Source organism: Streptomyces venezuelae ATCC 10712, assembly GCF_008639165.1.
Lineage (GTDB): Bacteria > Actinomycetota > Actinomycetes > Streptomycetales > Streptomycetaceae > Streptomyces > Streptomyces venezuelae.
This window is the reverse complement of sequence record NZ_CP029197.1, coordinates 765,785-784,794: the sequence shown is the minus strand read 5'-3', so window position 1 is coordinate 784,794 and position 19,010 is coordinate 765,785. Positions and strand designations below refer to the sequence as shown.

Annotated in this window: 15 protein-coding genes and 5 pseudogenes; 10 read left to right on the top strand and 10 right to left on the bottom strand. The window is 69.7% G+C overall.

Features of this window, described 5'->3' with window-relative positions; translation table 11 throughout:
* Nucleotides 1-87: 87 nt before the first annotated feature.
* Complete coding sequence (locus DEJ43_RS03250) at nt 88-630, top strand: SMI1/KNR4 family protein (protein WP_041662028.1); 543 nt, start codon at nt 88-90, stop codon at nt 628-630.
* Between the two features lie 159 nt (nt 631-789).
* On the opposite strand, the gene DEJ43_RS03245 is transcribed toward DEJ43_RS03250, so the two are convergent.
* The 4 genes from DEJ43_RS03245 to DEJ43_RS03230 all read right to left on the bottom strand — a co-directional run bounded on the left by DEJ43_RS03245 (nt 790) and on the right by DEJ43_RS03230 (nt 2,946).
* Nucleotides 790-1,245, bottom strand: a complete 456-nt coding sequence (locus DEJ43_RS03245) for a hypothetical protein (RefSeq protein WP_071891119.1) — start codon at nt 1,243-1,245, stop codon at nt 790-792.
* A 215-nt stretch (nt 1,246-1,460) separates the two neighbouring features.
* Entirely contained in the window at nt 1,461-1,865 is a 405-nt protein-coding gene (locus tag DEJ43_RS03240) for an STAS domain-containing protein (RefSeq protein ID WP_041662026.1), read from the bottom strand.
* A gap of 288 nt (nt 1,866-2,153) precedes the next feature.
* Nucleotides 2,154-2,558 (bottom strand): hypothetical protein, encoded by a 405-nt coding sequence (locus tag DEJ43_RS03235; RefSeq protein ID WP_233447919.1) that lies wholly within the window; start codon nt 2,556-2,558, stop codon nt 2,154-2,156.
* Nucleotides 2,559-2,721: 163 nt separating this feature from the next.
* On the bottom strand, nt 2,722-2,946 hold the full coding sequence (locus tag DEJ43_RS03230) for a hypothetical protein (protein ID WP_015031873.1): 225 nt from the start codon (nt 2,944-2,946) through the stop codon (nt 2,722-2,724).
* 162 nt (nt 2,947-3,108) lie between these two features.
* Here DEJ43_RS03230 and DEJ43_RS03225 point away from each other — a divergent pair, with 162 nt between their 5' ends.
* Nucleotides 3,109-3,507 carry a hypothetical protein gene (locus DEJ43_RS03225; RefSeq protein ID WP_015031872.1) on the top strand — a complete coding sequence of 133 codons (399 nt, stop codon included), beginning with the start codon at nt 3,109-3,111 and terminating at the stop codon, nt 3,505-3,507.
* Here the strand turns inward: DEJ43_RS03225 and DEJ43_RS03220 are convergent.
* From DEJ43_RS03220 to DEJ43_RS03210, 3 genes and pseudogenes are all read right to left on the bottom strand, one after another.
* On the bottom strand, nt 3,502-4,344 hold the full coding sequence (locus DEJ43_RS03220) for an IS5 family transposase (RefSeq protein WP_015031871.1): 843 nt from the start codon (nt 4,342-4,344) through the stop codon (nt 3,502-3,504). The genes DEJ43_RS03225 and DEJ43_RS03220 overlap by 6 nt on opposite strands.
* A gap of 262 nt (nt 4,345-4,606) precedes the next feature.
* Nucleotides 4,607-5,026, bottom strand: a pseudogene (locus DEJ43_RS03215) (DUF4240 domain-containing protein); the annotation flags it as partial.
* Between the two features lie 69 nt (nt 5,027-5,095).
* Nucleotides 5,096-5,895: pseudogene (locus DEJ43_RS03210) on the bottom strand (IS5 family transposase); the annotation flags it as partial.
* Between the two features lie 447 nt (nt 5,896-6,342).
* Here DEJ43_RS03210 and DEJ43_RS37975 point away from each other — a divergent pair.
* From DEJ43_RS37975 to DEJ43_RS03195, 3 genes and pseudogenes are all read left to right on the top strand, one after another.
* Nucleotides 6,343-6,441: pseudogene (locus DEJ43_RS37975) on the top strand (IS21-like element helper ATPase IstB); the annotation flags it as partial.
* Nucleotides 6,442-6,618: 177 nt separating this feature from the next.
* A complete protein-coding gene (locus DEJ43_RS03200; protein WP_145953689.1) occupies nt 6,619-7,200 on the top strand; it encodes a hypothetical protein in 582 nt (193 codons plus the stop codon).
* 36 nt (nt 7,201-7,236) lie between these two features.
* Nucleotides 7,237-7,548, top strand: a pseudogene (locus DEJ43_RS03195) (leucine-rich repeat domain-containing protein); the annotation flags it as partial.
* Between the two features lie 60 nt (nt 7,549-7,608).
* On the opposite strand, the gene DEJ43_RS03190 reads toward DEJ43_RS03195, so the two are convergent.
* The 3 genes and pseudogenes from DEJ43_RS03190 to DEJ43_RS37970 all read right to left on the bottom strand — a co-directional run.
* On the bottom strand, nt 7,609-8,502 hold the full coding sequence (locus tag DEJ43_RS03190; RefSeq protein ID WP_015031865.1) for an SDR family oxidoreductase: 894 nt from the start codon (nt 8,500-8,502) through the stop codon (nt 7,609-7,611).
* A gap of 91 nt (nt 8,503-8,593) precedes the next feature.
* Nucleotides 8,594-9,394 (bottom strand): SDR family NAD(P)-dependent oxidoreductase, encoded by an 801-nt coding sequence (locus tag DEJ43_RS03185; protein WP_015031864.1) that lies wholly within the window; start codon nt 9,392-9,394, stop codon nt 8,594-8,596.
* Between the two features lie 101 nt (nt 9,395-9,495).
* Nucleotides 9,496-10,104 (bottom strand): annotated as a pseudogene (locus tag DEJ43_RS37970) (molybdopterin-dependent oxidoreductase); the annotation flags it as partial.
* A gap of 719 nt (nt 10,105-10,823) precedes the next feature.
* On the opposite strand from DEJ43_RS37970, the gene DEJ43_RS03175 reads away from it, so the two are divergent.
* From DEJ43_RS03175 to DEJ43_RS03155, 5 genes are all read left to right on the top strand, one after another.
* Nucleotides 10,824-11,225, top strand: a complete 402-nt coding sequence (locus DEJ43_RS03175; RefSeq protein WP_051025827.1) for a hypothetical protein — start codon at nt 10,824-10,826, stop codon at nt 11,223-11,225.
* A gap of 744 nt (nt 11,226-11,969) precedes the next feature.
* A complete protein-coding gene (locus DEJ43_RS03170; RefSeq protein ID WP_041662022.1) occupies nt 11,970-13,427 on the top strand; it encodes a tetratricopeptide repeat protein in 1,458 nt (485 codons plus the stop codon).
* 176 nt (nt 13,428-13,603) lie between these two features.
* Nucleotides 13,604-14,779, top strand: a complete 1,176-nt coding sequence (locus tag DEJ43_RS03165) for a carboxylate-amine ligase (RefSeq protein WP_015031861.1) — start codon at nt 13,604-13,606, stop codon at nt 14,777-14,779.
* Nucleotides 14,780-15,117: 338 nt separating this feature from the next.
* The gene (locus tag DEJ43_RS03160; protein ID WP_015031860.1) at nt 15,118-16,902 is read left to right on the top strand and encodes an N-acetylglutaminylglutamine amidotransferase; all 1,785 of its coding nucleotides are present in this window, start codon (nt 15,118-15,120) and stop codon (nt 16,900-16,902) included.
* Nucleotides 16,875-18,941 (top strand): S9 family peptidase, encoded by a 2,067-nt coding sequence (locus tag DEJ43_RS03155; RefSeq protein ID WP_015031859.1) that lies wholly within the window; start codon nt 16,875-16,877, stop codon nt 18,939-18,941. The genes DEJ43_RS03160 and DEJ43_RS03155 overlap by 28 nt, the downstream gene beginning before the upstream one ends.
* Nucleotides 18,942-19,010: the final 69 nt, after the last annotated feature.

The window sequence follows — 19,010 nt, the reverse complement described above, 5'->3', positions numbered from 1 at the left end:
GAGGCGCCTGCTTCCAGCTCTGTTCGATGTTCATGGCCTCGGCAGCAGTCGCGATGGGGTGTCAGCCCCTTCTGCCAGCATGCTGCCGTGACAGACACACGTGATCAGCGTCCCGCCGAAGCCACACTCGACTTCCTGCGCTCCGCGTTTCCGCCGGAATGGCGCGAGCAGGCGCTCGGACATGAAGCCGTCGCGGACTGGGAGCAGGAGAACGGGGTGGTCCTCCCGGAGCCGTACAGGACGTTCATCGCGGAGATCAGTAACGGGTCGAGCCTGGGGCCCGCTGGCGACGGCGGTCTCCAGCCGCTCGGCTGGCTGCCCAACGCATGGCCCGACCTTGGCCCGCGGCAGCCAGGAGAACCGTTCCCCCTGGCAGCGGCTTGGCCCTGGGAGGACGACGAGAGTGTCGACCCCGGGGACCCGCGGATCGACGCCGCATTCAACAAGGGGTCCATCGTTCTCGGGTCCGAGGACGGGCAGGCGTTCTGGCTCCTGCTGACCGCCGGCCCCCGTCGCGGCGAGGTGTGGATGATCGCCGACGTCGGCGCCGTCCCGGCGCCCGGCGACAAGGCATGGGGCTTTGAGGAGTGGGTGCAGCGCTGGCACACCGGCAACGACTGGTGGAACTGACGCTCCGTACTGACCGGTCACAGATCACGGGCTGTTCGAATCCCGGGTGCCTCCCGAAGTGGTGAACACTCGCTGTCCGTACTCCGGCCTTGACCCAACTTTTGTGGCCCGTGACCGGGGGGCACCAGGGAGGTCCGTGTCAGCTGGAAGTGCTCGCTCTCACTCCGCTCGCGCTGCCCGGCGGCGCCGCCAGGCCAGCGTCGGTGCCGTGATGGACAAGGCGAAGAGGGCGGCCGCCATGATGAGGTGCGGGATCGTGTGGCCCTGCGTGAGCGTGTAGAGCCCGCAGGCCGCACCGCCGGCAGCGATGCCCAGGACGGGCGGCCATCGGTCGGCGGTCAATCCGGTGACGACCACGAACAGCGTGGGCATCGAAGCGAGATACACCACCCAGCTGCGCAACTCGTAACCGTCGGCGGCGACGCAGCCGCCCCTAGGCCCGGGCTGGCAGCCGCCTTCGACGAACCCCAGGGAGCCCCAGGTCGCGGCCGCCACGACGACGACGCCCAGTGGAACCCACCATCCCTGCGAATAGTTCTTCTCATCGAGCGACCAGCGCGTCGAACGCCCGCCGTTCATAACCCCTACCCCCATGTCGATGGCCGCCGCGATCATAGAGCGCATTCGCCGGCCAGCGTTTCGCGGGATGGCGGATCGCCCTCACGACCATGCTTCTCCTGCCGGCCCAGCAGCTCATTTACAGCGGTCTGGCGCACAGCCCGGGCCAGCCCAGCTGTCGCTCAGGGTGTCCGAACCACACAAGTTGAGCCAGTGCCCGTACTCATGGACGAAGCCGGGGTGGGAAGTCGGCTTCGTGGCCTGATGGGGGTTCAGGCGGCGTCGTCGAGGGCGACGTCGAAGGCTTGCCGGGTGCCCGTGATGTCGAGCAGGCGGGCGATCGGCCCGGGGAGCGGGCCGATGAGGACGTGCCGCTCGGGCCGGCACTGGGTGTCCGTGAGTTCGCGGACGAACGCGGCGTCGCCGAAACGGACGGCCGCGAGGTCCAGGAGAACCAGCTCGATCTGCGGGTTGCGTACCGCGTCGAGCGCTTCGCGCAGGCTCGGGGTGGTGTCGGCGTCGAACGCGCCGGTGAGGACCAGGGCGGCCGTGGCCGGGCAGCCGACAGGGGCGTAGCGGACAAGGGCGTCGCCCACGTGGGGACGCCAGGCGGGTGCGCCGTCGATGAGGTGCAGGCGGGCGCGGGGGCCGTCGTCCTGAGGTCGGTTGGGTACCAAGAAAAGTGCCTCGATCCGTGCGGAGAGCCCTCCGGCATGGTGCTCCCGCTGACCTCCACGGGATCCCAGGCGTCGGACCTGGTGTCGAGGCGACATCACCGCCGGCGGGAAGGTGGAACGCCGGCGGGACCCGGATCGGTCCGGTACCCCCACCATCCTCTCCATCGAGCCGAAATGCCACACCCGCAGGTGACAGCTGTGGGAGAGGTGCGGGGACGGCACGACTGGGACAGCCCGACATCCTCCGCCTCTGCGCGCCCGTCCGTCGATCGTGCGGGAGCGGCGATTTCAGGCAGTTGTGATGGCGGCGAGGGCTTTCTGGAGCCGTCGGACCGCGTCCTCGGCGTCCTCGTACTGCTGAAGGGTGGGCTGCACGGCACCGAAGGTCGGGCCGTCGTCCGGAGGTAGAGCGCGCCAGTTCAGGATGGGGGTGAGGGCGGTTGTGGCTGCGCCCAAGAACCAGGCCATGCGTCCGTGAACATGCGCCAGGGCCACTGCCAGGACGGCGAGTGCTTCGCGTAGATGTGCCAGCCGTTGGACCAAGGGCAGCTCGTCCTGGACGAGGCGTGAGCTGATGGCGTCGTGCAAGTTGTCAGCGGCCTTGGTGGCGGCGGCGAGATCGGCGGCGCCCAAAATCCATACTTGATCACGGACCTGACGTTCAGCCTCGTCCGCGAGCTCCTCGATCACCATCCGCATACCCATACACGTCACCCTATGGCCCCCGCGGGTCGGTGACACGGGTCAGGCAAGCCACATGATCGGCCAAGCACGGTCGTCGAAGCCGGGACTCAGGGAATGCGGGACCGGGTGGGCGCCGGGAGGGTCCGAAACTGCCTTGGCCGGCCCTGTCGCGTCAGGCCGCGTCCCACTGGTGGGCGAGGCCTCCGCGCCACTCGACCCACGCAGGGTCGTCGATGGCAGTCTCAGGGTCCGGGACGCCCGCGCGGTCGAGGAACACCGCCAGGTCGCGGTCCGAGTAGGCGACGCCGAGGATTTCGTCATGGCCGTGCCGGTGCGCGGTCACCCTCCGGCCCCCGGACGGCGAGGGCCGGTGAACGGTGATCGGCGTCGAGCCCATCTACCTAGCTTCTCCTGACACCCGTGTCCCGGCGAGCCATGAGCCGCCCCCTCGGGCAGGGCCGGCCTGCTAAAAGAGCGTTTTGGCCTGGCAAGGGTGTTTGGTAACTAGCGCGATGCCAGCCGCTTGGGGTGGCCCGGGCTGGCATGTGAGGATCCGCCTGTGGAGTGTGATGTGTGCGGGCGGTCGATGTGGCGGTGGCCGCTGGCGCCGACGGTCTGGGAAGAAGAGATCTGGTCCTGCTTGTGGTGTCACGCCGCCACCCATGTGGGCGGCGAGTGGTTCGAGATCTTGCGACCGCCGTACCTGCCCATGGGGATGCGCTGGGAGAGAGCCGTCGCGGATGGCCTCACCGCCGGCGTCTCCCATGCCTTCGGCATCTTCGACAGGACACTGTGCGGCATCCAGGAATCCGGCATGTCACCGTCCGACCACTGGTGGCTCCCGGAACGGGAAGACGCCTGCGGCGCCTGCCGGGAAGCGGCGAATGTCATCGATGACCGCTGGCCGCAGGCGATGAGGGGCGAGAACGCGCGCGCCAGCGTGGCCCGGAGGCTATGAGTCCTTCCAGTTCGGAGTCGACTCTCGTGTGAGCCTGCGGCTCATGAGGTCGACCATGGCCACCTTGATCATGGCTTCGGAGCGATGCGGGTGGGTTTCATAGTCGCGGGCGAGCCGGCGGTGGTGCATGAGCCAGCCGAAGGTCCGCTCGACGACCCAGCGCCGCGGAATCACCTTGAAGCCCTTCTGGGCGGGGTCGCGTCGGGTGACTTCGACGTCGATGCCCAGGTGGGCGCCGTGGTCGATGACCTTGGTGCGGTAGCCGGTGTCGGCCCAGGCTTTGGTGATGCGGGGGTGGTCGGCGGCGATGTCCGAGAGCAGGTGGATGCCGCCGGTGTTGTCGGAGACGCTGGCGGCAGTGACCAGTACGGCCAGGAGAAGGCCGAGTGTGTCGACGCCGATGTGACGTTTGCGACCGGCGATCTTCTTGCCCGCGTCGATGCCCTGGCCGGCCGCGGGCACGTTGGCCGAGGTCTTGATGCTCTGGGCGTCGAGGACACAGGCGCTGGGCTCGACGTGGCGGCCTTCGGCTTTTCGGACCAGGCGTCGCAGGAGACCGTTGAGCTGGTCGAAGACCTCGTCCTTCTGCCATGCGGCGAAGTATCCGTAGGCGGTTTCCCATGGAGGGAAGTCGTGTGGCAGGTACCGCCACGGGATCCCGGTCCGGTCGACGTAGAGGATGGCGTCCATGATCAGGCGCAGATCGTGCTCGGGTGGCCGACCGATGTCCAGGCCCTTTCCTCTTCGCTCGGCCCGCCAGGCCGTCAGAGTTGGTTCCAGCAGTTTCCAACGGGCATCGGACAGGTCACTCGGATAGGGCCGCTGCTTACGAGGCATGTTTCTGTAGTACCGATGGCCGCCACTCCACCACAGGGCGCAAACCGGTCCCACCGGGGGCGCGTTGGGATCAGACAGGATCGAAGGGACCGAAACGGGCTCTCGAAGGCCGTCATCTGCCTCACCTGCCACAAGAGGCCTCTATTACCCCAGCCGACACGAAGCAGTCCGTCACCTGAACTGCGATGTAGCACCCTCGCCGGGACAAAACGCTCTTTAAGAGGTCGTTTCAGATGGTGAGGGTAGGAGCGACTGCGGGCGCCTATGCGGCGGTCCACCCGGCCGTGTTGGAGTACGACTCGTAGCTGTAGCGGGTGCTGCGGTCCCATTCCTCACCGGTGAGGTGCTTGTATGCGTTGTCAGGTACGTAGAGCAGGGCCTCAGCCCAGACGAGGTCGTTGGCGTACGGCATGAACCGCTCTGGGGATCGAAGTACGCGCTCGAACTCCTCACGGCCGGCTGCGACGACTGCAGCCCGGGTGTAGAGGAACTGATCGCTCGACAGACCATCGCCGTATTCCTTGCGGTCCAGCCTGTACAGGGCCCAGGAGAGCTGCTCGGCGAAGCCGACTACGTTCGCCACCGGGCCGTTCGTCAGGCGGGCTGTCAGTGCAGCGGCGAGCTCATCGCCCTCGGGGTCGGGGACAGAGGGGGTGCACGCTTCGATGAGCTGCCAGAAGGCGTTCTCGTTCATGTCGGAGAGCATGGCGGAGGGGTGTGACAAGTCGGGGTGCCAGGTGCTTGTCCTGGCTAGTCGGCGGTAGCCGATGAGGGTCGCGGCTATGCCGACGAAGGCGAGGAAGTGCTCGGCCTTGCGTTCGTAGCGGCGGTGGAGCCGTCGGCAGCCGGCCAGCCAGGACACGGTTCGCTCGACCACCCACCGGTGCCGCCCCAGCCGCTGTGAGGACTCGACCCCCTTGCGGGCGATGCGGTGGCGGATGCCACGTCGACGGAGCCATCGGCGCAAGTGGTTGTAGTCGTAGCCCTTGTCGGCGTGCAGTTTCGCCGGCCGTCGGCGCCGGGGCCCGCGGCGGGACCGGATGGGCGGGATGCCCCGGACGAGGGGCTCCAGGCCCTGGCTGTCGTGCATGTTCGCGCCGGAGATGCCCAGGGAGAGCGGTAGACCATTCCGATCGCAGATCAGGTGGATCTTCGATCCCAGTTTGCCGCGGTCGGTCGGATTTGGTCCCGTCAGTGGCCCCCTTTTGCGGCCCGCAGGCTGACCGAGTCGATCGCGCACCGCGACCAGTCCAGCTCGCCGCGCGCTCCGAGCTCGTCGAGAATCACGCGGTAGAGCTTCGCCCAGACCCGGTCACGGCTCCACTGGGCGAACCGACGGTAGACCGTGGGCCAGGCCGGACCGAACACCGGCGGCAACTGACGCCACGTACAGCCCGACGTCGCCACGAAGATGATCGCCGCCAGTGCCTCACGGTCACCCGCGCGCCGCCGGCCACCGCCCTGCGGACGTATCACTACCGTCGGCGGCACCACCCGGCGGAACAACACCCACAACTCCTCCGGCACCAACCGCTCAACTAGGTCCGTCATGCACGGATCAACGAACGATCACGCCATAAGAAACGACGTCTAAACGCGGAGCGGGGCCACGTGCAGCAGGCTATGAGGGTCGACACGTTCCTGGTGAGAGGTGCTGGTCATGCCGCGGATGTCGAAGGTCGAGCTGTACGCGGCGATCCGGCGTGACCACCGTGGCGGCATGTCGACGCGGGAGCTTGAGAGCGGGCACGGCGTGACGTGGCGGACGGTGCGGAAGGCGTTGGACTCGTCCTGGCAGGAGCCTCGTAAGACTCTGCCGCCGCGAGCGACCGGACTGGACCGCTACAAGTCGGTGATCGACGAGATCCCGGGGGCGGACCTGGATGCGCCGCGCAAGCAGCGGCACAAGGTCACCCGGATCTTCCACCGGCCGGTCGAAGAGCACGGCGCCGACGTCTCCTACGGGATGGTCCGCTACCCATCGCGGCCCGGAAGCCCGAGATCCTGCTCATCGACGAACCCGGCTACGTGGAACTCGACCGTCACGGTGCCGAACTCCTCTTCCAGGTCCTGACCGAACGCGGAGTGAAGGACAGCGAGCTCTTTCCATCACCGGTCTGAGCTGGACAAATGCAGGGTCAGGACGGCCTGCACCGCTTGTGCGCCCTGCTCGTCAAGGCATCGTGGGAGCCATGCCGACGGCAGCCCCGCGCCATCGGGGTCCGCCGATCATTCCGGGTGACAGGCCGGACCAGCGGGTGGCACCATGCGGCCATGTGCGAAGACTGCCTGGCCGGCTACACACGCTGTGTCCACGTCACCGCTGACGCCGCCGACGCGTACCGCCAGGCCATGCGACTGTGCGCGCTGATGGAAGACTGCGGCGACGAGGCGGAACTGCTGACGCGCCTGGAGAGCGTCGACGAGGTCCGCCGAATGACTGCGACGCTGCCGAACTCCCGCTTTGTGCACCCCGCTTACCCTGGCACCCGACCCTCTTGCGGCGCCGGCGGCTGCGAACCGGACGTGTCGGTCATGGATGACCGTGAACTGGAGGCGCACCTGCCGCTCGAAATGTCGGCACGGCTCGCCCAGGGGACGGCCGAGGACCAGATCATCGCGGCACTGGGCGACAACGGCAACGCGGTCTTCCTCGTATGGTCAGGTCGCTGGCCGGACAGACCCGAGCACGGCCTGCACGGCTCCCGCCACGACGCGGTACAGGTCGCCTTCCGCGGCGACCACTCCGACCCTGCACTGCTGTCCGGCCGGCACGCGGTCCACGTTCACGTGTCCAAGGAGTCCGGCCACCGCGGCGTCGAGTATCTGGCTGCTCAGGCGGGCGTCCACCCGTGACCAACTGGCGCTCGTGCGCGCCGCCGTCCGGTCGGCCGGCTCCGCAACCTGCGCGAACTCTGGCTACGCGGAAACACCATCGAGCACCTGCCGCCATCGGTCGCCGCACTCCAGGAACTGCGTCACCTCGACCTGCGGGAGAACGCCGTCGCTGAGTTTCCCGAGCCTGTGGCCGGCCTTCCGCTCCTGCGGCAGATCGACCTGCGGAGCAACCGCCTCAGCCACCTGCCCGGCTGGCTCGTTCAGATGCCATCACTGGAGAAGCTGGATCTGAGGTGGAACGAGATCGATCCCTCCCTGCCGGTGCTGACCGAACTGGAGCGACAGGGGTGCGTGGTCTTGACGTGATCGCGCTTCAATACTCCAGCGTGTCGTTCGCCCGGCGAACGCGAGCCACTCGTTCGGGGTCTACGGCAGGGGTGTGCCGCCTGTGGCGTTGATGATCTCCCCTGTGATGTATGACGAGCGGTTCGAGGCCAGGAACACGTAGGCGGGCGCCATTTCAGCCGGCTGTGCGGGGCGGCCCAGCGGCGACTGCTTACCGAAGTTCGTCGGGTCGGGCATCGTGGCGGGGATCAGTGGAGTCCAGACCGGCCCCGGCGCCACGGCGTTGGCACGAATCCCCTTTTCGGCGAGCATTTGGGCGAGGCTCTGGGTGAAGGAGATGATCGCGGACTTGGTCATGGCGTAGTCGAGGAGGTGCGGGCTGGGCTGGTAGCCCTGCACGGAGGCGGTGTTGATTACCGAAGCACCGCGGGGCATGTGGGCGAGGGCCGCCTTGGTGAGCCAGAACATGCCGTAAAGGTTGGTCTTCATGACCCGGTCGAACTGTTCGGTGGTGATCGCTTGGATGCCGTCGGGCTGGGACATCTGGTAGGCGGCGTTGTTGACGAGCAGGTCGATGCCACCCAGCTCGACGACGGTCTTGTCGATGAGGGCCGTGCATTCGTCTTCGTTGCGGATGTCGCAGGTGACGGCCACTGCGGTGCGGCCGGCGTCGCGGACCAAACGGGCAGTCTCCTCAGCTTCGCCGGCTTCTTCCGGCAGGTGGGTGAAGGCGACGTCGGCGCCCTCCCGGGCGAAGGCCAGGCAGACGGCCCGGCCGATTCCGGAGTCCCCGCCCGTCACCAGCGCCCTTCGTCCCCGCAGCAGGCCGTGGCCTTCGTAGGAGTCTTCACCGTGATCGGGCCGGGGATCCATGGACTCAGTCGTCCCCGGGTGGTCCTGGCCCTGCTCGGGAAACGGGGGCTGCGGATACAGGGTCACGGGGTCGGTGAGGCGGGACTGGTCGTACGAGGGCATTGCAGGTTCCCTTCCGGTAAGAGCGCTCAGAGTGGGTGGGATCAGAAGAGGGTGGGTAGGCAGCGGACTGGGCGGGGCTGCGGTAGGGCATCTACTGGTCGGCGGATCCGGGTTCCGCCATCCGGCGGTGCCCTTCGGCCTTGAGACTGTCGGGCAGAACCTTGTTCGCCAGGCCCTGCGCCTTGGTCTTCAAAGATCCGGCGATGACTTTGTCCTTGCCCGCGAAGAGCGCGTCCAAGCCCTGTTCGGCGACCTGGGCGGGGTCGTCCTTGTCGCCCTGGCCGACCTTGGTGTCGCCCATCTCGGCGCGGCGGAAGAAATCGGTGTCGGTGGGGCCGGGCATCAGAGCGGTCACGGTCACCGGGGTGTCCTTCAACTCGTTCTGCAGCGCCTGCGAGAACGACTGGAGGAAGGACTTGGAGGCGTTGTAGACGGCCTGGAAGGAGCCTGGCATGGTGGAGGCGATGGACGAGGTGATCAGCATCCGGCCCTCGCCCGCCGCGGCCATCGGCCGCAGCAGCCGCTTGGCCAAGTGCACCGTGGAACGCACGTTCAGATCCACGATCTCGAGCTCGTCCTCCAAATCGGTGTCGAGGAACGCGCCCCCTTCGCCGACGCCGGCGTTGAGCGCCGCGACGGCCACGGGGCGGCCGGTGGCGGTCACCGCGGCGACGAGACGTTCGGCGTCCTCGTAGTGGCGCAGGTCTGCTTGTACCGGCTGTACGGCCGCCCCGGTTTGGTCCCTGATGTTCGCCGCCGCGGCTTGCAGTCGCTCTTCGTCGGCGGAGTTCACGATCAAGTCGTAGCCGCGATCGGCGAGCTGTCGGGCGAGTTCGAACCCGATGCCGCTGGAGGCGCCGGTCACGACCGCAAGTCCTCGGTTCTGGTTCATTCACGGCGCCTACCCGGCGCATCGCATCATATACGGACAAATGCCGGTCGAGGTCCAGCTGAAGACTGCCGCTGGCCCCCCCACGCGCACGACAACCCGCCCCTGAGGGGGCGCGGGCCCCCGCAACCGGTTGGCATGCCGTGCTGCGGGCAGGGGCCGTGAGTGACCCGCATCCACTGGACGAGCTGCGTCTCGGCGATGTTGTGCCCGAACAGGGCGATGGCGTCCGCGTGGTCGATGTCCTCGTACGAGCCGGGCCGGCCGTCGCAGCCGAAGGACTCTTCAGCGCCTCCGCCGCCGTCGCCGTGCACAGGGGAGTGTTGCCGTCCAGGTAAGGGGTGCCGATCCCGGCGCGCGCGAGGACGGTCAGCGTGTAGTACTCCTCAAGGAAGAACTGGCTGGAGGTGTAAAACGCGAGCGCCTTCGCCCGTACGGACCGAGGAGTTCCCGCGGCCTGGCGACGATGCGGTTCATGGCTGTGGGCCAGTCGGTCTCGACCGGGCGTCCGTCCTCGCGGACGAGCAGGTGGGACAGGTGCCGCGGGCAGCGTTGGACTGCCAGGTGTAGAGGTCCTGGGGCTCCAGCTGGCCCGGGTTGAACCGGTCACCGTGCCGGCCGCGTACTTCGACGATCCGTCCGTCGTGCACTCCGATGTCCATCGCGTCGCCATCGGAGTGCAGCAGCGAGGCCGCCTGGCCACGCCTCACGATGCGCCTCGGTCACGCCGTCGGCGCCGGGCGCGTGGCGCGCATGGCTCGGGCCAGGAGCCTAGAGCCTGTCGCTCAGAACCGTCTGTGGCATCGCCATGCTCGTAACCGGGTCCTGGCTGGCTCGGCGATTTCTAGGGCCAGCACCGCCTGGCGCAGGGGGAAGGCGTGGTTCACAGTCCATTCGACGTTTCTTTGGCGCACGGCCAGAGCATGCAGTGGAAACTCGGCGGGTCTGGGTGGGCCACCTGGCCATGGTCAGTGAACGCTGCGGAACAGAAGGTGCGCGCCTCCTATGTAGGACCGAGGTCCTGGCGGCGTTCATGACCGGTGTCCGGGATCTACTCCGTGGGTGCAGTGCGACCTTCGGGACGTTCTTCGACGAGCCAAGCCTGGTGGTCGGACGCGAAAATGTTCTGGGCGGTCGTCTACCAACAGAGGCATTTGTCGGGGCTTTCATGGCCATGATTGAGGAACTTCTATCCGAGCACGGGCAGACGGGTACCTCAAGCGCTGGGGTTGCGAGTTCCCCGCCCTGGAATGGGAGACGCCCCAGGCAGCGCACAGGACGGGAGGCGTCACCTGTGTGTCGCCACCGGGCGTTGCTGTGGAGTGGGCAAGATATTGATAGCGAGACCGGTCCGTGACCGTTCGTCTGAGGAAGGAAGTGCCCTCCCGGGGCGGTTGTGGGGTGTGGTGAGCGGGCGTGGTAGACACGCGGCATGGCTGAGTTCATGGCGTTCTTCGACGGTTCGACCACCACCTGGCGGGTCAGCTCAGCCGCCGTGTCTTCCGGGATCACGGAACTCTGGGCCGAGGTCGAAGCCGATCCGACGCAACGCAGTGAGGTATGTGCCTTCAGCTGGAGCTTCTGCACGGATGAGGGCCCGGGCGAGGTGCTTCTGCCGGCGGATGGGACGGGCCTGTATGTGGACGGGGCCCTGGCAGACTCGGCGCACGTCGCCTGCTTGCTTCGCCAGCTGATGCCGGATTCCGTCGAGCTGGTGTTCTGCGATCAGGGATACAGCTTCGATGTTCGAGTCCAGCCGGGCGTCACCGCGGGGGAGCTCATCGCAGATGTGGATGCCCAAACCCGAGGGGAAACCGATGGCAGGCCGGTCTAACGCCGTGCGCCTGCCGGCCGGGATGCGCCTGGGCGCCGCCGAAGTGCGCGTCCCTGAGAACCGCGTCGCCGCGGGCGAAGGCCGCCAACCCCTTGCGCTGCGCCTCGCTCACCTTGACGACCTCGCTGCCGGCCGCCGTCAGGTCGCGGGCCGCGCGATCCTGGGCGTAGAGGAAACCGTCGTGACGCAGGAGGGCGGCGCCGACGTTCTGGACGGCTACGGGAATTCTCGCCAGTGCGGCTCTTGGTCTGTCCCAGCAGGCGGTCCGACGCCTCGGTCGCCGATTTCGTCGACGGGCGGCTGGTGCGGGCGCTCCTCGGCGACGAGTTGGAGCGCCGTCGGCAGCCCCCGCATCGCCACCACCGTCATGGAGGCGATCCGTACCGCCGCCGGCAGTGAGGCCTGCGCATCCTGCCCTGGCCCGGTCGCGGTACCGCGACGGAGGAGTCCTCGGGCATCGGCACCGGCACGCACGAGACGGGGGGACCCTGGCAGTTCGGCGACGGAAACCGTGGCGGAGGCTCGAACCGGGATGCTTCCGCGGCGGGTCGGGTGACGGCTGCGGCTGCGGGGGCTGCTGCGACCCGTGCAAGTGCTGCTGCGGCTGAACGCGGGTTGCCGGGCGGGCGGCCCATCACCTGTTCAGGGACTGGGCTCCGCGGCCCTTTCAATGGCTCCATGGAACGTGGCGTCCGGCGTCGCGACGCCTATCCGAGTACGGCTCACGTGACGAGGTGATCAGTGTTGGCGACCGACCGGTACGGCCACGCCCTGTACAACGGCTCATCCGAGGCAGTCGGGCATCTGGACCGGGCGGTGGAGCACCTGCTCTTCTTCCGTCCCGAAGTCGCCGGAGCGGTCGACGACCTGCTGGAGGCCGCCCCCGCCTCCCCGGTCGCGCACGCGTTCGCGGCCTATCTGGGGGTGCTGGGCACGGAGTCGGCCGACGCCGTCGCGGCGCGGCGGCGTTTCGAGGGTTCGGTCTCCGGGCTGGACCTGAGCGGCCTGCCCCGGCGGGAGCGACTGCACACGGCCGCGGCCGAACGTCTCCTCGCGGGCGATTGGCGGCGGGGGAGCGCGCTTCTGGAGGAGCTCACCACGGCCTACCCGCGGGACGCGCTCGCCCTCTTCGTCGGGCACCAGCTCGACTTCCTCACGGGTGACGCGCTGCGCCTCCGGGACAGGATCGGAGGCGCACTGTCCGCCTGGGACGAGGACGACCCCCATCGGGGCCCGCTCCTTGGCATGTACGCCTTCGGCCTGGAGGAGTGCGGACACTACGCCCAGGCCCGGGAGACGGGATCGGCCGCGATCGAACGGAACGGCCATGACGTGTGGGCCATCCACGCGGTCGTGCACACCTATGAGATGCAGGGCCGCTTCGCCGACGGCATCGCCTTCCTCGACGCGCGCGTCGAGGATTGGGCCGACCGCAACTTCATGAAGGTCCACACCTGGTGGCACTACGCGCTGTACGCCCTGGAGGCGGGCCGCCCCGACACGGCGCTCGGCATCTACGACGCGGCACTGCACAACCCGGAGTCCAGAGGACTGGCGATGGAACTCCTCGACGCGGCGTCCTTGCTGTGGCGGTTCCACCTCGCGGGATCCGATCAGACCCGACGGTGGGAGACGCTCGCCGACGCCTGGGCCGCCCGGTCCGATCCTCCGTTCTACGCCTTCAACGACGTGCACGCCGTCATGTCCTACGTCGGCGCGGGCCGGACGGAGGAGGCGCGACGGCTGATCGCCGATCGTCGGCGCTGGCTGGTGGAGCCGGGCTCCCGCACCGTCACCAACCACGCGATGACCGCGACCGTCGGTCTGCCCGTGTGCGAGGCGCTCGTCGCGCAGTCCGCGGCGGACCACGACACCGTCGTCGAGCTGCTGTGGCCGCTGCGGCGGCGACTCCACGAGTTCGGCGGGAGCCACGCCCAGCGCGACGCCGTCCAGCGGACCCTCGTCGAGGCGGCCTTGCGATCCGGACGCCACGACATGGCGCGGCTGCTGATCAGCGAGCGGACCGCGCTGCGTCCGGACAGCCCGTACAACTGGCTGATGAGCGCACGTCTGGCGGACTCCGTGGGCGACGCCGTCCGAGCCGGCCTCGCCCGGGACCGCGCGCTGCGACTCGGACGGGCGGACCTCTCGGGTCCGACCGTCGCCGCCCGAATTCCGCAACCCGTGCCACCAGCAGTCTGAGGAGGGGCAGCATACCCGCATGAGTGCTCGAACGAGCGTGGGCAATGACAGATGAGCGGGCGATGCTTGGATTCGTCTCGACGGGGCAGTCGCACATCATGCCCATGGAGGGCGAAGGGACGCCGATCGGATCGATCAGCACACCCGAAGATCGTCGAACTCGTACAGGAGACCCCGTGGTCGTCCGCATAGGTGTCGAAGAAGAGTTCCATGTGATCGACGTGGAGAGTGGCGCGCTGGTGCCCCGGGCCGACGCCGTACTGGGCCGGCTCTCCCGGCGCGGCAGCGCCTACACGCAGGAGTTCCCCCAGTCGGTCGTCGAGTCGAACAGCGGAGTGCACGCGCGTCTCGACGAGCTCCACGCCGATCTCACCGCGTCCCGCAGGCGACTGAACGAGGCCGCCTCCGCGCAGGGCCTTGCGGTCATGGCGGCGGGGGCGGCCCCCATCGCGCGACTCGGAGTCGTACCGGCGACCGATGATCCCCGGTACCACGCCATGCGGGAGGAGTACCGGCGCGTCGCGGACGAGCAGCTGATCTGCGGCGCCCAGGTCCACGTGGACATCCCCGATCGGGACACCGCCGTACGGGCGCTCTGCGCGATCAACCCGTGGCTTCCGCCCCTTCTGGCGCTGTCCGCCAGCTCCCCCTACTGGCTCGGAGCGGACACGGGCTACGCGAGCTGGCGGACCATGATCTGGCAGCGCTGGCCCACCTCCGGACCGGCAGGATGCTTCGGGAGCGCCGAGGAGTACGACGCCGCGGTCGAGGAGCTGATCGTCAGCGGCGTCATCAGCGACCCCGGGATGATCTACTACGACATCCGGCCGTCCGCCCATCTGCAGACGCTCGAACTGCGCATCTGCGACGCCTGCCCGCGCGTCGAGACCGTGGTTCTCATCGCGGCACTGTTCCGGGCGCTCGTCGTCGACGCCTCCGCTCAGGCCGAGGCGGACCGCGACGCCGGCTGCGATGGCCGGCACGAATGGCTCCGGACGGCGACCTGGCGGGCCGCGCGATCCGGCCTGGAAGGCGACCTGATCGACCCCGCGACCCACGAGCCCGCACCCGCTCCCGACGTCGTACGCGGCGTGCTCCGACGCCTCCGCCCGACACTGGAGGCGCAGGGCGACTGGGACCTGGTGCACGACTTGGCCGACGAGGCCCTGGCCCGGGGAAGCGCCGCCCACCGCCTCCGCCGAGCGGCGTCCGAGGACGACCTGCTCTCCGCCGTGGACATGCTCCTGGCCGAGACCCGGGGTGAGGACGGCGCTCGCACGCCGCTCGGCCCGCGCCGCAGGCCGACCCGCTCCCGCGCGGAGGGCATGCCGGCGAAGGCGTACCGGAGGTGACCGGCCGGCACCGACGATCACGCGGGCAGACCCACGCGGACGGACCCACGCGGACAGGCCCACGCGGACGGAACCACGCGGACAGGCCCACACGAGCAGACCCACGCGGGCATACCCACGCGTACCGCTTACGTACACCACCACCCACAGGGCACGTGGACCGTCGGCCTGTCGTGCAGCGGCCCTGCCCCCGGACGGCGCTTCGAGGAGAGCGACACCATGCTGATGTCGGACAACGTGTCGAGGAGAACAGGATTCATGCGGACACGCGCACGACCCGTGCCGCCCCGGGTGTTCCGGGGGCACGCAGCGATGTCCGCCCGGCAGGGAGGTGCCGGGTGTGTGGCTTGAGCGGTGAGATCCGCTTCGACGAGGGACGGCCCGATCTGGCGGCGGTCGAGCGCATGACCGACCGGATGGCGGCCCGCGGCCCGGACGGCCGGGGCATGTGGTCCCAGGGAGCAGTCGCGCTGGGCCATCGGCGCCTGAAGATCATCGACCTCTCGGAGCGCGGAGGCCAGCCGATGACGGACAGCGAGGCGCTGGTGACCTGCGTCTTCAACGGCTGCGTCTACAACTACCGGCAACTGCGCGAGGAACTGACCCGGCTGGGCCACCACTTCGTCACCACGTCCGACACCGAGGTGGTGATCAAGTCCTACCGGCAGTGGGGCACCGACTTCGTCCAGCACCTCACCGGCATGTTCGCGGTGGCCCTGGTGGAACACGACACGGGCCGACTCGTGCTCGCCCGTGACCGGCTGGGCATCAAGCCCCTCTACCTGGCCGAACTGCCCGGCCGACTGCGCTTCGCCTCCACGCTCCCGGCCCTGCTCGCGGGCGGCGGGGTGGACACCTCGCTCGACCCGGTGGCGGTACACCAGTACATGAGCTGGCACGCCACCGTCGCCGCACCGCGCACCGTACTGGCCGGAGTGCGCAAGCTCCCGCCGGCGACCGTCCGTGTCGTGGAACGGGACGGAACGCATCGCGACCACCGCTACTGGCAGCCCTCATACACGCGCCGGGGCGAGTTCGCCGGGATGGGGCCCGCCGACTGGCGGGACGCCGTCCTAGCCGCGCTCCGGACGGCCGTCCGGAGACGGACGGTGGCCGACGTGCCCGTGGGCGTGCTGCTGTCGGGCGGCCTCGACTCCAGCCTCATCGTGGCCCTGCTGGCCGAGGCGGGGCAGCACGACCTGGCGACGTTCAGCGTGGGATTCGAGTCGGAGGCGGGCGAGGAGGGTGACGAGTTCGCCTACTCCGACCAGGTCTCGCGGCTCTTCGACACGGACCACCACCAGCTGATGGTGCCGTCGGACCGGGTCTCCACCGCCCTGGGCGGTGCGATCGCCGCCATGAGCGAGCCGATGATGAGCCACGACGTCGTCGCCTTCCACCTGCTCTCGGAACTGGTCTCCAAGGAGATCAGCGTCGTACAGACGGGCCAGGGGGCCGACGAGGTGTTCGCCGGCTACCACTGGTACCCCGCGCTGGCGGACGTCGACCGGGCGGAGGAGCCCCGGAGGTACGAGGAAACCTACTTCGACCGCTCGCACGCCGACCTCGCGAAGATCCTGCAACCGCACATGCTGCCCGACCACGACGCGTCCGCCGAGTTCGTCCACCGGCACATGGCCGCGCCGGGTGCCGAGACCGCGCTGGACGCGGCACTCCGGCTCGACACCCACGTCATGCTGGTGGACGACCCGGTCAAGCGGGTCGACAACATGACCATGGACTGGGGCCTGGAGGCGCGGGTGCCCTTCCTCGACCACGAGCTGGTCGAACTGGCGGCCGCCTGCCCGCCCGAGCTCAAACTCGCGGAGGGCGGCAAGGGCGTGCTCAAGCAGGCCGGGCGCACCGTGCTCCCGCTCAGCATCGTCGACCGCCCCAAGGGCTACTTCCCCGTGCCGGCCATCCGCCACATGGCCGGTCCCGTACTCGAACGCGTACGGGAGTCCCTCGCCGCGCCGGAGGCACGGTCACGCGGTCTCTTCCGCGACGAGTACGTGGCTTCGCTGCTGGCGGCACCCGACGACCACCGCACGAACCGAGGGGCGAACGCCCTGTGGCAAGTAGCGTTGTTGGAGACATGGCTGCAGACACACGGAATCCACTGACGGACCGGTCCGCGGCGACGGCCCCCGTCGCGACGACGGCCCGCGCCGCGACGGCTCCCGTGGCCGCTCCGGTCGCCGACGCGGCCGGCCCGCGCGACACCCCGCGGCCGAGGGTGGCCCACGGCTGCTGGTATCCCTCACCCGACCCCCGGGGCGAGCAGGTGGCGTTCATCTGCGACCGCGACGGCGCGCCACAGCTCTGGGCCGGGCCGGTGGGAAGCGACGACGCCCATCTCCTCGACACCGGTCCGGACCACGTCACGGAGGTCTCCTGGTCCCCGAGCGGCGAATGGATCGCGTACACCGTGGCGCCCGGCGGGAGCGGTCACACGCGCGTGCTCTGCGTCCGCCCCGACGGCTCGGACCGAAGGGTCCTGGCGGGCGCGGAACCGGGAAGTTCGGCCTATCTGGGGTGCTGGGCGCGGGACGGCTCCGCTGTCGCGGTGACGGTCGCCGAGCCGGTCGGTGAGAGGGCCCGCCCGCTGGCCTCCACCGGCCCTTCCGCCGGCTGGACGGAACGCGACGGGCACGCGACCCTCCTCGACGGCGTACCGCCAGGCGGTGCGGACAGGGCGCCCGCGCCGGTACGTGACCGGCTCACGGCGTACCTCCTCGACCCCGCGGGAACGACGGCGCCCCGGCTCCTCGCCGACGAGACCGGGGCCGCGACGCTCCGCGTCTGCGACATCAGCCAGGACGGGCGCCTGGCCCTGCTGCGCCGCGGGCCCCGGGCGAGGCGCGAGGCCGTCGTCGTCCGCACGGCGGACCAGGCGCTGACGTGCGCGCTGCCGGTCGCCGACGGGGATCCGTGGATCGGCCGCTTCTCGTCCGACGCCCGCACGGTGTGGCTGCGCAGCGACCACGAGCGGGAGTTCGCGGCGCTGCTCGCGCTCCGTCTCGACGGCGCCGGCGAGCGGAAGGACCTGGCCGTGGTGGTCGCACGCGACGGGTGCGACCTCGAACTCCTCACGTTCGTGGAGGGCGACCGGCGCGCGGCCCTGGCCTGGAACGACGGAGGGACGAGCGTGCTCGAGACCCTCCCCCTGACGCCGGAAGGGAGTGCGCCGCCCGCGCCGCGCGAGGTGCCGTTGGCGCACGAGGTGGTCACCCGGGTGGCGGCCGCGGGGCCGGACGGCATGGTGGTCGCCCTCTCGGGCTCACGGCGACGGCCCGGCGTGTGGTCCGTACCGGCTGCGGCGCCGCCCGCGCGGACGCCCTGGTCGGCGGGCGACGCCGCCTCCGTACCGCGGGGACTTCCGCCCGTACCGCCCGTACCCCTGCGGGCCACCGCGCGCGACGGGCTGCTCCTCGGGGGCTGGTACCACCGTGCCCCCGGCAGGTCCCCCGGCGAGCCGGCCCCGTGCGTCGTCCATCTGCACGGCGGCCCGGAGGAACAGGAACGTCCGGTCTTCGACCCGCTCTACCAGGAACTGCTCGGCCGGGGCATGGACGTCTTCGCCCCCGACGTCCGCGGCTCCTCCGGCTGGGGGCGCTCCTTCGTCGACGCCGACCTGGGAGAAGGGCGGTTCGCCGCGATCGACGACGTCGCCGACTGCGCGACCCACGCGGTCGCGTCCGGACTCGCCGATCCGCAGCGGCTGGCAGTGATGGGGCACTCGTACGGCGGCTACCTCACCCTGGCCTCACTCGTGTGGCACCCGCACCTCTTCCGTACGGGCATCACGGTGTGCGGGATGTCGGACTTCGCCACGTTCTTCGCCGGGACCGAGCCCTGGCTCGCCGAATCCGCCGCTCACAAGTACGGCCATCCCGAGCGGGACGCCGCGCTGCTGCGCGCGCTGTCGCCCATGAGCCGCGTCGACGAGCTGCGCGTGCCCTTGCTCGCGGTGCACGGCGAGCACGACACGAACGTCCCGCCCGGCGAGTCCGAGCAGATCGTCGGCGCCGCACGCGCACGAGGGCTGGTGGCGGAACTCCTGATGCTGCGCGACGAGGGCCACGACTTCCGCCGGGCCGGCAACCGCCGGCTCTTCCGGCGCGCCGCCGCGGAGTGGATGCAGCGGTGGCTGCTCGGCTGAGCCGCTGTTCCTTCCCGGAGGTGGGGCCCCGGACCGGCGCGTGCGGCCGGCGGAGGTGTCGTCCCCCGC